Origin of the sequence: Streptomyces sp. NPDC059874 (genome assembly GCF_042731135.1) — a bacterium.
In the GTDB taxonomy this organism is placed as follows: Bacteria; Actinomycetota; Actinomycetes; order Streptomycetales; family Streptomycetaceae; genus Streptomyces.
Window position 1 is genome coordinate 82,196 of the sequence record NZ_JBHWJY010000005.1, and the last position, 13,541, is coordinate 95,736.

Here is a 13,541-nt window from a genome sequence, read left to right on the forward strand (position 1 = left end):
GATTGACGACGGACCGAATCGGTGACGAGGGAAGGGCGCGGCGACGTGGCTAGGGTTGGGACAGGGGTACGCGTCGTCGGCGCCGTGCTCGCGGCGGTACTGGGCGCCTCGCTCGCGGGCTGCAGCAGTACGGGCGGCAAGCGCGCCGAGGAGCGGGCGAAGGCCGCCGAGGCGGGCCGGCCCGCCGTGTCCACCCCCCGCTGGACCTTCGCGATGGTCACCCACGCGGGCGACGGCGACACCTTCTGGGACATCGTCCAGAAGGGCGCCAAGGAGGCCGCGGCGAAGGACAACATCAACTTCGTCTACGCCCACGACGACCAGGCCCAGCAGCAGGCGCAGTTCGTGCAGAACGCCATCGACCAGAAGGTCGACGGGATCGTCGTCAGTCTCGCCAAGCCCGAGGCCCTCAAGGACGTCATCGCCAAGGCCGTGAAGGCCGGCATCCCGGTGATCACGGTCAATTCCGGATCCGAACAGTCCGCCGCGTACGGGGCACTGACCCACATCGGCCAGGACGAGCAGATCGCGGGCGAGGCGGTCGGCACCGAGCTGTCCGAGCGGGGCCGCAAGAAGGCGATCTGCGTCCTGCACGAGCAGGGCAACGTAGGCCACGAGCAGCGCTGCGCCGGGGCCGGGAAGACCTTCAAGGGCACGCTGGAGAACCTGTACGTCGAGGGCACCAACATGCCCTCCGTCCAGGCCGCCATCCAGGCCAAGCTCCAGGCGGACCCGTCCGTCGACGCGATCCTCACCCTCGGCGCGCCCTTCGCCCCCACCGCGATCAAGGCCAAGGAGGCCGCCGCGAGCAAGGCCGAGGTGGACACCTTCGACCTGAACGCCTCCGTCGCCCGCGACCTGAAGTCGGGCGCCCTCGGCTTCGCCGTCGACCAGCAGCCCTACCTCCAGGGCTACGAGGCGATCGACCTGCTGTGGCTCTACCGCTACAACGCGGACGTGCTCGGCGGCGGCCGCCCGGTCCTCACCGGGCCGCAGATCGTCACCGGCGCCGAAGCCGCCGAGCTGGAGGACTTCATCAAGCGGGGCAGTCGATGAGCGCCACCGTCACCGCGGACGAACGGCTCGCGCCGACCTCACTGGTCCGCAAGCTGCTGGGCCGCCCCGAGCTGGGCGCGGTCGTCGGCGCGGCCGCCGTCTTCGTCTTCTTCTCCTTCGCCGCCGACAGCTTCCTTCAGGCGTCCAGCCTGAGCACGATCCTGTACTCCGCCTCGACCATCGGGATCATGGCCGTCCCGGTGGCCCTGCTGATGATCGGCGGCGAGTTCGACCTCTCCGCCGGCGTCATGGTCACCACGTCGGCTCTGCTGAGCTCGATGTTCAGCTATCAGATGACCGCCAACGTCTGGGTCGGCGTCCTGGTGTCGCTGCTGGTCACCCTGGCGATCGGCTTCTTCAACGGCTTCATGCTGACCCGCACCAAACTGCCCAGCTTCATCATCACGCTCGGCACCTTCCTGATGCTGACCGGTCTGAACCTCGGCTTCACCAAGCTGATCAGCGGCTCGGTCTCCACCAAGACCATCGCCGACATGGAGGGCTTCCCCTCCGCCCGCGCCCTCTTCGCCTCGCAGTGGAACGTCGGCTCGGTCACCCTCAAGGTCACCATCCTGTGGTGGCTGGCCCTGGTCGCCGTGGCCACCTGGATCCTGCTGCGCACCCGCGCCGGGAACTGGATCTTCGCCGTGGGCGGCGGGGCGGACGCGGCCCGCGCGGTCGGCGTCCCGGTCGTGAAGACCCGCATCGGGCTCTACATGGGCGTGGCCCTGTGCGCCTGGATCTCCGGGCAGCACATCCTCTTCTCGTTCGACGTGGTCCAGTCGGGCGAGGGCGTCGGCAACGAGTTCCTGTACATCATCGCGGCCGTCATCGGCGGCTGCCTGATGACCGGAGGCTACGGCTCCGCCATCGGCTCGGCGGTCGGCGCCTTCATCTTCGGCATGACCAGCAACGGCATCGTCTACGCCCAGTGGAACCCGGACTGGTTCAAGTTCTTCCTCGGCGCGATGCTCCTGCTCGCGACGCTGCTCAACGCATGGGTCCGCAAGCGGGCGGAGGCGAAGTGACGATGACCGTGTCCGGCGGGAAGGGCGCGACCGCCCTCGTGAAGCTGACCGACGTCAGCAAGTACTACGGCAACATCCGCGCCCTCCAAGGGGTCTCCCTGGAGGTCTCGGCGGGCGAGATCACCTGCGTACTGGGCGACAACGGCGCCGGCAAGTCCACCCTCATCAAGATCATCGCGGGGTTGCACCGGCACGACGCCGGCGCCTTCGAGATCGAGGGGGAGGAGACCGTGCTCGCCAACCCGCGCGCCGCCCTCGACCTGGGCATCGCCACCGTCTACCAGGACCTCGCCGTGGTCCCGCTCATGCCCGTCTGGCGGAACTTCTTCCTCGGCTCCGAGCCCACCAGGGGCCGCGGCCCCTTCCGCCGCCTCGACGTGGAACTCATGCGGGAGACCACCCGCGCCGAGCTGCTGCGCATGGGCATCGACCTGCGCGACGTCGACCAGCCCATCGGGACCCTGTCCGGCGGCGAGCGGCAGTGCGTGGCCATCGCCCGGGCCGTCCACTTCGGCGCGAAGGTCCTCGTACTCGACGAGCCCACCGCGGCCCTCGGCGTCAAACAGTCCGGAGTGGTCCTCAAGTACGTCGCCGCCGCCCGCGACGCCGGCCTCGGCGTGGTCCTGATCACCCACAACCCGCACCACGCCCACCTGGTCGGGGACCGCTTCGTCCTCCTCAAGCGCGGCACCATGGCGGGCAGCCACACCCGTGACTCGATCACCCTCGACGAGCTGACCCGGCAGATGGCGGGCGGCTCCGAGCTCGACGAGCTGAGCCACGAACTGGAGCGAGTGGCAGAATCAGGGGACATCCGCACCACGCACACCCCCACCACGGACACCACCGACAGGGACGACACGACTCGATGAGCACGTACCGGGACTTCACGCTCGCCCACCGGGGGGCGGCGCGAGGCACCGTCCTGCGGACCATCGGGACCCGTGAGCGCAGGTCGCACCTGACCGCCCCGCGCGTCCCGACCGTCGGCATCGACATCGGCGGTACCAAGGTGATGGCCGGCGTCGTCGACGCGGACGGGGTCATCCTGGAGAAGATCCGCACCGAGACCCCCGACAAGTCCAAGAGCCCCAAGGTCGTCGAGGACACCATCGTCGAGCTGGTCCTGGACCTGTCCGACCGGCACGACGTGCACGCGGTGGGCATCGGGGCGGCCGGCTGGGTCGACGCCGACCGGTCCCGGGTGCTGTTCGCCCCGCACCTGGCCTGGCGCGACGAGCCGCTGCGCGACGCCCTCCAGTCCCGGCTCGCGGTCCCCGTCATGGTCGACAACGACGCCAACACCGCCGCCTGGGCGGAATGGCGGTTCGGCGCCGGGCGCGGCGAGGACCACCTCGTCATGATCACCCTCGGTACCGGCATCGGCGGGGCCATCCTCGAAGGCGGCCAGGTCAAGCGCGGCCGCTACGGGGTCGCCGGCGAATTCGGCCACATGCAGGTCGTCCCGGGCGGGCACCGCTGCCCCTGTGGCAACCGCGGCTGCTGGGAGCAGTACAGCTCGGGCAACGCCCTGGTCCGCGAGGCCCGCGAGCTCGCCGCCGCCGACTCCCCGGTCGCGTACAACATCATCGCCAGGGTCGGCGGCAACGTCGCGGAGATCACCGGGCCGCTCATCACCGAGCTGGCCCGCGAGGGCGACGCCATGTGCGTCGAGCTGTTCCAGGACATCGGCCAGTGGCTCGGCGTCGGCATCGCCAATCTCGCCGCCGCCCTCGACCCCGCCTGCTTCGTCATCGGCGGTGGCGTCAGCGCGGCCGACGACCTGCTCATCGGCCCCGCCCGGGACGCCTTCCGCCGCCACCTCACCGGCCGCGGCTACCGCCCCGAGGCCCGCATCGCCAAGGCCCAGCTCGGCCCCGAGGCCGGTATGGTCGGAGCCGCCGACCTCGCCCGGCTCGTCGCCCGCCGCTTCCGCCGCGCCACCCGCCGCCGCGTCGAGCGCTACGAGCGGTACGAGCGCTACGCGCAGCAGCTGGGCCGGCGCGAGACCCGCGCCCCCGAGACCCGCGCCCCCGAGACCCGCGCCCCGGAGACCCGCGGCCCCGAGACCCCCGGCCCCGACAACCTGGACCCGCAGTGAACCCGCCCACCCTGCCCCGCCAGGCCCCTCCCCCCGACGGGGACGCCACCCCCCTCCCGGCCGAGGACCGCAGACACGTCGTCAAGCGCCGCTGGATCACCGCGATCATCATCCTGTTGCTGATCGGCGTTCCCGCGGGCTACCTGGCGATCTCCACCCAGCAGAGCCGCGAGAGCGGCCGCGACAAGGCCGCCAGGATCGGCGCGCACAAGGTACGGCCGGGCTGGCCCTCCAGGGTTCAGCGCAGCATCTACGAGGTCCCCATCCCGCCCAAGGCCTGGCGGGTCGGCTTCCTGGAGACCAACAACTGGCGCACCAGCCGGCTGTACACCGCGTTCGCGGTCACACCGGCCGACCTGGACGTCTTCCTCGCCTCCGTCGGCACCAGCCGGGACGCGCTGACCCAGGGCGAGGTCTCCATCTCCGCGCACGACTCCGAGGTCGCTGGCTGGAGCTGGAGCCCGAAGTCCGACTGGTACGGGATCACCCTGGACCAGCCGAACCCGCGCCCCAGCCGGGACATCACGGTCGACCTCACCGACCCGGAAGTCCCCAAGGTCTACGTGGTCTCCACGACCGTTCCGTAGTCTGGGATCATGAAGCTCACCAAGCGGCTGCACTCCTGCGTCCAGCTGGAGAAGGACGGGCGCGTGCTCGTCATCGACCCGGGCGCCTTCAGCGAGACCGACGCCGGTCTCGGGGCGGACGCCCTGCTGGTCACGCACGAGCACCCCGACCACTTCGACGAGGGCCGGCTGCGGGCCGCCCTCGACGCGAACCCGGGCGCCGAGCTGTGGACCCTGCGCAGCGTCGCGGACAAGATCGCCCCCGCCTACCCCGGCCGGGTGCACACCGTGGGCAACGGGGACGCCTTCACCGCCGCCGGGTTCGACGTCCAGGTGCACGGCGAACTGCACGCGATCATCCACCCCGACATGCCGAGGGTCACCAATGTCGGCTACCTCGTGGAAGGTTCCCTCTTCCACCCCGGGGACGCGCTGACCGTGCCCGACGCCCCCGTCGACACCCTGATGCTCCCGGTGCACGCCCCCTGGAACAAGGTCGCCGAGGTGATCGACTACCTCCGCGAGGTCAAGCCGCGCCGGGCCATCGACATCCACGACGCCTACCTCTCCGACATCGCCCGGCCGATCTACGACTACGCCCTGAACACCCTGGGCGGCACGGACCACGGGCGACTCACCGCCGGGGACACCACCGATCTGTAGCTGTCGGTGCCGGGCGGTAGGTTGGGACGTATGCGTATCGCCACGTTCAACGTCAACTCCATCACCGCCCGGCTGCCGCGCCTGCTCGCCTGGCTGGAGAGCTCCGGCACGGATGTCCTGTGCATCCAGGAGACCAAGTGCTCCGCCGAACAGTTCCCGCATGCCGAGCTGCGCGAGCTGGGCTACGAGTCGGTCGTCAACGCCACCGGCCGCTGGAACGGGGTGGCCCTGCTCTCCAAGGTCGGCCTGGAGGACGTGGTCGTGGGCCTGCCGGGCGGGCCCGGCTACGAGGGCGTGGACGAGCCCCGAGCGATCTCCGCCACCTGCGGCGGGGTCCGGCTCTGGTCGGTGTACGTGCCCAACGGCCGCGAAGTCGAGCACGACCACTACGGCTACAAGCTCGACTGGTTCCGCGCGCTGACCACCGCCGTCGCCGAGGACGCCGCCGGCCCGCGCCCCTTCGCCGTGCTCGGCGACTTCAACGTGGCCCCGACCGACGAGGACGTCTGGGACCCGTCCGTCTTCGTCGGACTGACCCACGTCACCCCCGCCGAGCGGGCCGCCCTGGAGGCGCTGCGGCTCGCCGGGCTCTCCGACGTGATGCCGCGCCCCCTCAAGTACGACCGGCCGTACACGTACTGGGACTACCGCCAGCTCGCGTTTCCCAAGAACAAGGGCATGCGCATCGACCTGGTGTACGGGAACGAGCCCTTCACCAAGGCCGTCAAGGACGCCTTCGTGGACCGCGAGGAGCGCAAGGGCAAGGGTGCCTCGGACCACGCCCCCGTGGTCGTCGACCTGGAGCTCTAGAACCAGAACCGTCCGGTCCGATTCAGGCGCGCCCTGTGGCCGGCGGCGGGTCCTGGTGCGACGCTGGGCGGTATGAACATCCCTTTCCTGGACAACTGGCTGAACCGACACGAAACGGAACAGCGCGCGGGACTCGCCGCCGCCTTCGCCGACGACCCCGAGGGCGTCGCCGAGTTGTTCTCGGAGTGTGAGATGTTGCGCGTCCAGGCACGGGCGGCCGGGCTCGAACTCGACGAGAGCGTGGCCTCGTTGGAGGCCCTCGACCAGCTGATGCCCCGCTGGCGGCGGGATCCCGAGGTCGTGCCGTGGCTCGGCAACGACGCCGGCTTCTACCTCGGGACCGTGATCATCCGCACGGTTCCGGGGTCCGGCTGGGAGGTCTGGCCGAGCGGCCAGCCGGTGATCCGGCTGGCCTCGGGCCGGGAGCTGAACGTGATCGAGTCGGGGGTGTCCTGGGCGATGACCGGATCCCCCGAGCTCAGCCAGGCCTACGCCGAGGCCTCGGAGGGGTGACGACCATGACCGTCGATCCGCTGATCGAGCTGCGGGGCGTCAACAAGCACTTCGGAGACCTCCACGTGCTCCGGGACATCGACCTCGCCGTCGGCCGTGGCGAGGTGGTGGTGATCATCGGCCCCTCCGGATCCGGGAAATCGACCCTCTGCCGGGCGATCAACCGGCTGGAGACCATCGAATCGGGCACGATCACCCTCGACGGGAAGCCGCTGCCCGCCGAGGGCAAGGACCTGGCCCGGTTGCGCGCCGAGGTGGGGATGGTCTTCCAGTCCTTCAACCTCTTCGCGCACAAGACGGTCCTCGCCAACGTCTCGCTGGCCCAGGTGAAGGTCCGCGGACGCAAGCGGGACGAGGCCGACAAGCGGTCCCGGGAGCTCCTGGACCGCGTCGGCCTCGCCGACCAGGCTCCGAAGTTCCCCGCACAGCTCTCCGGCGGACAGCAGCAGCGCGTGGCCATCGCCCGCGCCCTCGCCATGAACCCCAAGGCCCTGCTCTTCGACGAGCCCACCTCCGCCCTCGACCCGGAGATGATCAACGAGGTGCTGGAGGTGATGCGGCAGCTCGCCCGGGAGGGGATGACCATGGTCGTGGTCACCCACGAGATGGGCTTCGCCCGGTCCGCCGCCAACCGCGTCGTCTTCATGGCCGACGGGCAGATCGTGGAGGACCGCACTCCGGAGCAGTTCTTCACCGCCCCGGAGAGCGACCGGGCCAAGGACTTCCTCTCCAAGATCCTCAAGCACTGACGGGGGATCACAAGGGGGGATTACCGGGGGCTCACTGTTCGCGCAGCGGCACCGAGACGTAACTGGGGTCGCCGCTCGGCGAGGAGAAGGTCAGCTGGGCGCCGAAGGGGTTGTGCTCGATGTAGAGCGGGTCGACGGTGTCGATGACGACGGCGAGCCGGTGGCCCGCGGGGACGTCGTAGGCGGTGGAGAAGAGCTCCAGGTCCACGCCGAAGGCCCGGTTCGGGGTCTTGCCGTGGAAGGTGTACGGGGCGTTGCTGACGAGCTTGCCGATGCCGAGCGGGCCGACGTCGTAGAGGTAGGCGACGAAGGTGCCGTCGGCCTTGGTGGGGGTGACGGTGGTGTGCACCTTGACCGTGCCGCGGATGCGGCGCTCCTCGGAGTGGCGCTCGGACTGCCAGACGGCGGCGAAGGAGCGGGGGAGGAGCGGGATGGAGGCGGTCGGCGGCGCCTGGACGAACTGGTCGAGGAGGTTGGAGAGCATGACGATGCCGCCATTGGCCCCGGAGTCGACGTTGGCGAAGACGTGTTCGCTGTCGCCGAGCGCGAGCTTCTCGGTGCCGCCCGCGCCGACCGACTTCCAGTCGGCGTAGCTCTCGTACCCGGCGTCGCCGCGGGGCTTGATCCGCACCGGTGCCTCGGTGTCGACGCCGTTGCGCTCGCCCTTGAGGTAGCGGTCGAACCAGCGGTGGGCGTTGGTCCAGGTGTCGTTGGGCAGGCCGAGGAGGCCGGTCGCCTCGGCGGTGGCGTGGTCGCCGGGGCGGAACTCCAGGCGCTTGGGGCCGGTCAGCTTCTCGAAGAACTTCGCGTACTGGTTGGGCGGGAAGATGGTGTCGCCCCAGGCGTTGCCCATCATGATCGCGGCGCCGTTGGCGTTGATCCGGTCCACCTGCTCGGAGGGGGAGCGCTTCCTGCCCCAGTCGATCATGGCCTGCTCGTTCTCCAGCTTCGAGCCGAGGAAGTCGCCGAGGATCTGCTGGAGTTCGGGCCCGGGGCGGCCGGTGAGGTAGCCGGCGCCGCCGAGCAGGGCGGCGGCCTGGAGGTGTTGGGTGCGGCCCGAGTAGATGGATTCGATGAGGTCGGCCCAGCCGCTCATCGCGACCACGGCCTTGACGCGGCTGTCGTGCGCGGAGGCCAGCAGGCTGATGCCCGCGCCGTACGAGACTCCGCCGAGGCCGATCCGGTCGGCGTCGGCGGGGGTGTGGGCGAGGGCCCAGTCGATGACGGCGGAGACGTCGGCGACGTCCGGCGGGCCGGCCACCTCGATCTGTCCGCCGGAGAGCCAGAAGCCGCGGGAGGTGTAACTGACCACCACGTAGCCGGAGTCGGCGAGCTTCTTGGCCTGGGCGATGTATTCGATCTGCGGCATGCCCCAGCTCGTGGGCAGCACGATCAGGGGGTACTTCCGGCCGGATTCGGCGTCGGCCGGAGTGAAGACGTTGCCCTTGAGGGTGATGCCGCCGGAGCCCGGGATGTCGTGGAAGGTCACCCCGGACGCCGCCGAGGAGGCGTCGGCGGCGACGGTCAGGGCGGGGGCGGGGGCGGGGGCCGCCTGGGCCTGGTGGGGGGACAGGCCCAGGGCGGCGGCCGCCAGTACGGCTGCCACGGCTGCGGCGGCGGTGGTGGTGCGCTGCATCAATCGCTCCTCGCGTGCGCCGGGTTGTCAAAGTGACCCGACGGTAACGGGAGGGGCTTACCGAAAGTAACCCATCAGTAAGTTACGCGGTGGTAACGATTGAATGGAAGTCAGTCCCCGGCGTCAGCCGTTCTGCGGCGCTCCGGACAGGGCGCTCTTGGCCTTCCACTGGTCCCAGGACAGGTTCCACTCGCCGTAGCCGTTGCCGAGCTCGGCATTGCCCTTGGAACCGTCACCGACGACCTCGAAGGGGTCGCCGACCTGCACCTCGGAGTAGAAGGACGCGGCGTTGGCGTCGCTCATCCCGACACAGCCCGAACTCGTGTTGGCGCGGCCGAAGTTCCCCGCGTTCCACGGCGCGGCGTGCGCGTACATGCCCGACCAGGTGAGCCGCATCGAGTAGTCGACCATCTTGTCGTAGGCGTCGCCCAGGCCCACCGTCTGGGAGTCCATCCGGATGGTGCCCTCCTTGGACATCAGCACCATCTTCCCGGACCAGGAGGCCTTCTTGCCGCCCGGGGTGCCGGCCGAGATCGGGATCGTCTTCACCGTCTGGCCGTCCTCGGTCACCGTCATCTTCTTGGTGTCGAGGCTGACCTCCATCCGACGGTCCTTGCCGATCTTGAATTCGGTGTTGTAGTCCCGGGCGAAGAGACCGCCGCCCTTGCCGGAGTCCACGCCGTTCAGGTTCATGTCGACCTTCACGTCCGTGCCGGACTTCCAGTACTCCTTCGGCCGCCAGTCGACGCGGTCCTTGCCGGAGTAGTCCTTGAACCAGCCCCACGACCCCTCGGTGCCGTTCGAGGAGGTGACCTTCAACTGCTTCTCCACCTCGGCCTTGTTGGTCACCGGGTTGTCGAAGACGAGCGAGACGGGCATGGCCACGCCCACCGTGCTGCCCTTCGCGAGGTTGATCGAGACCTTGTTGACCTTGTCGGCCGCACCGGTCTTGAACTGGGTCGTGGCGCTCTGGCTCTCGGTGTTCTGCGCCTCGACCTTGTAGTCCGTGCCCGGTGAGGCGTTGCGCTCGGAGGTCCAGCTCTTGGCGTCGGCGGATATCTGCCCGGCCAGTTCACCGCCCTTGGCGTCCGTCACCTTCACCTGAGCCAGCTTGCCGTCGGCGATGGTCACCTTCACCGGCTCGCCCGCCTTGACCTGATCGCCCGTGAGGTTCACCGCGATCGCCATGTCCGGCTTCTGCTTGATCTCGGCGTTGCCGGCCGCGCCGGCGGCCCCGCCCCCGCCCCCGCTTCCGCCCGAACAGGCGGTCAGTGCGGCAGCCAGGACTGCGGTGCCCGTCATCACGGCGCGACGAGTGCGTATGCGGCTCAACGAAAACCCCTCCGAAGTGTGAACGTCCGCAAAGCAAGAGCGAACGAGTCGACTCTAGGTTGCGGAATCCGGGGAAGAGATCCGTATTTCGGCTGTGACATGGACCGCAGCGAAACGGTCATCGTCCGGTCACAATCGCCGCGCAGTTCGGTCATGCGCGGCTGTGAGAGTTCTGTGAGTCGTCGATTCGCGTCGATCCCGGCGAACAGGAAGGCCGTCAGCCGTGTGTGCACTGCTCGTGACCCCAGCCCAGCAGGACCAGGACCAGGAGCTCCGGGTGCGCGCCCTGTCCGTCGCCGAATACCAGGACTTCCTTTCCCGGCACGGGCGGGCGAGCTTTCTGCAGTACCCGTCATGGGCCGAGGTGAAGGACCTTTGGCGTTCGGAAAGGGTCGGATGGCACTGTCCCGACGGCCGGATCAAGGGTGCCGGACTCGTTCTCTACCGCCAATTTCCCGGCACGCGCAAATACTTCGCCTATCTCCCCGAAGGTCCCGTCGCCGACTGGTCCGACCCGCACATCGACCGCTGGCTGACCCCGCTCATGCGCCACCTGAAAGCCGCCGGAGCCTTCGCCGTCCGCATCGGCCCCACGCCCGCGTACCGTCGCTGGGACGCGGCCACCGTCAAGTCCGCCACCGGGCCCGGCCGGCAGCTGTCCGACGTCCTCGCCACCGAGGTCGACCCGGTCGGCGCCGCCCTCGCCGACCGGCTGCGCACCCGCGGCTGGAAGCGCTGCGGCGGCGAGGACGACGGCGACGCACAGCCCCGCCACGTCTTCCGCGTGCCGCTCGCGGGCCGCTCCCTCGACGACCTGTGGTCGGGGCTGAACCAGGAGTGGCGGCGCAATGTGCGCAAGGCCGGCAAGGCGGGCGTGGAGACGGTCCTCGGCACCGCGGACGACCTGCCCGACTTCTACCGGCTGCTGCGGATCACCGAGGAACGCGACGGTTTCCGCCTCGGCCGCTCCCTCGCCTACTACCAGCGCCAGTACGAGGTCCTCAACGCCGAGGAGCCCGGCCGGATGCGGCTCTACCTGGGCATACACCAGGGCGAGATCCTCGCCGCCCACACGATGATCGTCGCCGGGAGCCGGGTCTGGTACCAGACCGGAGCCTCCGCCGACCACCGCCGCGAGGTACGGCCCAGCAACGCGCTGCAGTGGCGCATGATGTGCGACGCCCACGCCCTCGGAGCGGACGAGTACGACATGCGCGGGGTACCCTCCACCCTTGACCCCGACGAACGCTCCTTCGGGTTGCTGCGCTGGAAGCTCGGCACCGGCGGGCAGGTCGTCGAGACGCTCGGCGAGTGGGAGATCCCGATGGACGGATACGCCAACACGGCGCTCCACAAGGCGTTCCAGGCCTATCTGGCCCGCCGGTGAGCAACGGCACCACGGCGCCGCCGGCGGACATATCCGCCCCCGCGCCGCAGAAGACCTCGGTGCTGCGCAGCGGCGCGCTCATGGCCGCCGGGTCGATCGTCTCCCGCGCCACCGGATTCGTCCGCTCGGCCGTCGTCGTCGCGGCGCTCGGCACCGGACTGCTCGGAGACGGTTACGCCGTCGCCAACACGGTCCCGAACATCCTGTACATCCTGCTCATCGGCGGCGCCCTCAACGCGGTCTTCGTCCCCGAGCTGGTCCGCGCCGCAAAGGAGCACGCGGACGGCGGCGCCGCCTACACCGACCGGTTGCTCACCGTGTGCACGGCCGCACTGCTGGCCCTCACCGCCGTCGCCGTGCTCGCCGCCCCGCTGATCGTCTCGGCGTACACCGGCTACACCGGCGGCCAGGAGTCCACCACCGTCGCCCTCGCCCGCTACTGCCTTCCGCAGATCCTCTTCTACGGGCTGTTCACGCTGCTCGGGCAGGTACTCAATGCCCGCGGCCGGTTCGGCGCGATGATGTGGACCCCGGTCCTCAACAACCTGGTCGTCATCGCCGTCTTCGGGCTCTTCCTGTTCGTGTCTCAGGACAGTCAAGGGAATACGGGAGGTTTGACGGCCTCCGAGATCCGACTGCTGGGCATCGGCACCACCGTCGGCATCGTCGTCCAGGCCCTCGCCCTCGTCCCCTCGCTGCGCGCCGCCCGCTTCCGCTGGCGCCCCCGCTTCGACTGGCGCGGCAGCGGCCTCGCCCGTCCGCTGCGCAACGCGGGCTGGCTCGTCCTGCTCGTCCTGACCAATCAGCTCGCCTACTGGGTCGTGACCCGGCTCTCCACCGCCACCGGACAGCGGGCCGTCGACGCGGGCCTGGCCGGAGGCGCCGGCTACACCGCCTACAGCAACGCCTACCTGCTGTGGATGGTCCCGCAGGGCATCATCACGGTCTCCCTCGTCACCGCCCTCATGCCCCGGATGAGCGCCGCCGCCACCGACGGCGACCTCGCCGGCGTGCGCAAGGACGTCTCCTACGCGCTGCGCTCCAGCGCGGCCCTCGTCGTCCCGGCCGCCGCGCTCTTCGCCGCCCTCGCGCCCTGGGTGATGGGCAGCGTCTTCGAGTACGGGCGCACGGGCGCGGCCGACATCGCCGTCATGGCCGGCATGCTGGCGGCCTTCGCCCCCGGCCTGATCGCCTACTCCGCGCAGTACGTGCTCTCCCGCGGCTTCTACGCCCTGTCCGACACCCGGACCCCCTTCTTCCTCAACCTGGTCATCGCCGCCCTGAACGCCGGGCTCTCGGCCGCCGCGTACCTCCTGCTGCCACCGCGCTGGGCGGTCACCGGCATGGCCGCCGCCTGCTCCATCGCCTTCACCGTGGGCGCGGCCGTCACCGGGTACGTACTGGCCCGCCGGCTCCGCCCGCGCGCGGGAACCCGTACCGCGGGGACGTCCACCGAGAGCCGGGCGAGCGCGGTACGGACCCACCTGAAGCTGCTGGCAGCCTGCGTGCCCGCGGCCGCCGCCGGGTACGCGGCCGCCCGCGCCGCCGACCCCCTCGGCAACTTCGCGGCCGTCGCGGCGGGAACCGCGGCCCTCGCGCTCGTCGTCGTCCTCCTTGCCGGGCCGCTGCGCCTGACGGAGATCACCGACCTGACGGCCTCCCTGCGGCGCAAGATCGGCCGTTAGAGGGAGACGAAGCCG

13 protein-coding genes are annotated in these 13,541 nt (G+C 70.2%); 11 read left to right on the plus strand and 2 right to left on the minus strand.

What is annotated here, in order from left to right:
• The first annotated feature begins 45 nt into the window (after positions 1 to 45).
• From ACFV9H_RS04665 to ACFV9H_RS04705, 9 genes are all read left to right on the plus strand, one after another.
• The gene (locus ACFV9H_RS04665) at positions 46 to 1,056 is read left to right on the plus strand and encodes a substrate-binding domain-containing protein (RefSeq protein ID WP_385393263.1); all 1,011 of its coding nucleotides are present in this window, start codon (positions 46 to 48) and stop codon (positions 1,054 to 1,056) included.
• Entirely contained in the window at positions 1,053 to 2,084 is a 1,032-nt protein-coding gene (locus ACFV9H_RS04670; RefSeq protein WP_385393265.1) for an ABC transporter permease, read from the plus strand. The genes ACFV9H_RS04665 and ACFV9H_RS04670 overlap by 4 nt, the downstream gene beginning before the upstream one ends.
• Complete coding sequence (locus ACFV9H_RS04675) at positions 2,054 to 2,956, plus strand: ATP-binding cassette domain-containing protein (protein WP_385393267.1); 903 nt, start codon at positions 2,054 to 2,056, stop codon at positions 2,954 to 2,956. The genes ACFV9H_RS04670 and ACFV9H_RS04675 overlap by 31 nt, the downstream gene beginning before the upstream one ends.
• The gene (locus tag ACFV9H_RS04680) at positions 2,953 to 4,185 is read left to right on the plus strand and encodes an ROK family glucokinase (protein ID WP_385393269.1); all 1,233 of its coding nucleotides are present in this window, start codon (positions 2,953 to 2,955) and stop codon (positions 4,183 to 4,185) included. The genes ACFV9H_RS04675 and ACFV9H_RS04680 overlap by 4 nt, the downstream gene beginning before the upstream one ends.
• On the plus strand, positions 4,182 to 4,772 hold the full coding sequence (locus ACFV9H_RS04685; RefSeq protein WP_385393272.1) for a hypothetical protein: 591 nt from the start codon (positions 4,182 to 4,184) through the stop codon (positions 4,770 to 4,772). Before ACFV9H_RS04680 ends, ACFV9H_RS04685 begins: the two co-directional genes overlap by 4 nt.
• Before the next feature lie 9 nt (positions 4,773 to 4,781).
• Positions 4,782 to 5,414: an MBL fold metallo-hydrolase gene (locus tag ACFV9H_RS04690; protein ID WP_385393275.1), complete on the plus strand. Its 633-nt coding sequence runs from the start codon at positions 4,782 to 4,784 to the stop codon at positions 5,412 to 5,414.
• Between the two features lie 30 nt (positions 5,415 to 5,444).
• Entirely contained in the window at positions 5,445 to 6,224 is a 780-nt protein-coding gene (locus ACFV9H_RS04695; RefSeq protein WP_385393277.1) for an exodeoxyribonuclease III, read from the plus strand.
• 72 nt (positions 6,225 to 6,296) lie between these two features.
• Complete coding sequence (locus ACFV9H_RS04700) at positions 6,297 to 6,737, plus strand: DUF6278 family protein (RefSeq protein ID WP_385393280.1); 441 nt, start codon at positions 6,297 to 6,299, stop codon at positions 6,735 to 6,737.
• Positions 6,738 to 6,742: 5 nt separating this feature from the next.
• On the plus strand, positions 6,743 to 7,486 hold the full coding sequence (locus tag ACFV9H_RS04705) for an amino acid ABC transporter ATP-binding protein (RefSeq protein ID WP_385393283.1): 744 nt from the start codon (positions 6,743 to 6,745) through the stop codon (positions 7,484 to 7,486).
• Positions 7,487 to 7,517: 31 nt separating this feature from the next.
• On the opposite strand, the gene ACFV9H_RS04710 is transcribed toward ACFV9H_RS04705, so the two are convergent.
• Complete coding sequence (locus tag ACFV9H_RS04710) at positions 7,518 to 9,122, minus strand: alpha/beta fold hydrolase (protein WP_385393285.1); 1,605 nt, start codon at positions 9,120 to 9,122, stop codon at positions 7,518 to 7,520.
• A 123-nt stretch (positions 9,123 to 9,245) separates the two neighbouring features.
• Positions 9,246 to 10,424, minus strand: coding sequence for an Ig-like domain-containing protein (locus ACFV9H_RS04715; protein ID WP_385393516.1), 1,179 nt, complete (start codon positions 10,422 to 10,424; stop codon positions 9,246 to 9,248).
• A gap of 253 nt (positions 10,425 to 10,677) precedes the next feature.
• Between ACFV9H_RS04715 and ACFV9H_RS04720 the strand changes: the two genes are divergently transcribed.
• Positions 10,678 to 11,841: a lipid II:glycine glycyltransferase FemX gene (locus ACFV9H_RS04720; RefSeq protein WP_385393287.1), complete on the plus strand. Its 1,164-nt coding sequence runs from the start codon at positions 10,678 to 10,680 to the stop codon at positions 11,839 to 11,841.
• Complete coding sequence (murJ, locus tag ACFV9H_RS04725; RefSeq protein ID WP_385393289.1) at positions 11,838 to 13,526, plus strand: murein biosynthesis integral membrane protein MurJ; 1,689 nt, start codon at positions 11,838 to 11,840, stop codon at positions 13,524 to 13,526. Before ACFV9H_RS04720 ends, murJ begins: the two co-directional genes overlap by 4 nt.
• Positions 13,527 to 13,541: the final 15 nt, after the last annotated feature.

Coding starts and splice junctions, on each gene's coding strand:
- ACFV9H_RS04675 (WP_385393267.1), top strand. CDS start 2,054: ATGGGTCCGCAAGCGGGCGGAGGCGAAGTGACGATGACCGTGTCCGGC.
- ACFV9H_RS04670 (WP_385393265.1), top strand. CDS start 1,053: ATGAGCGCCACCGTCACCGCGGACGAACGGCTCGCGCCGACCTCACTG.
- ACFV9H_RS04710 (WP_385393285.1), bottom strand. CDS start 9,122: ATGCAGCGCACCACCACCGCCGCCGCAGCCGTGGCAGCCGTACTGGCG.
- ACFV9H_RS04715 (WP_385393516.1), bottom strand. CDS start 10,424: ATGACGGGCACCGCAGTCCTGGCTGCCGCACTGACCGCCTGTTCGGGC.
- ACFV9H_RS04695 (WP_385393277.1), top strand. CDS start 5,445: ATGCGTATCGCCACGTTCAACGTCAACTCCATCACCGCCCGGCTGCCG.
- ACFV9H_RS04700 (WP_385393280.1), top strand. CDS start 6,297: ATGAACATCCCTTTCCTGGACAACTGGCTGAACCGACACGAAACGGAA.
- ACFV9H_RS04680 (WP_385393269.1), top strand. CDS start 2,953: ATGAGCACGTACCGGGACTTCACGCTCGCCCACCGGGGGGCGGCGCGA.
- ACFV9H_RS04705 (WP_385393283.1), top strand. CDS start 6,743: ATGACCGTCGATCCGCTGATCGAGCTGCGGGGCGTCAACAAGCACTTC.
- ACFV9H_RS04690 (WP_385393275.1), top strand. CDS start 4,782: ATGAAGCTCACCAAGCGGCTGCACTCCTGCGTCCAGCTGGAGAAGGAC.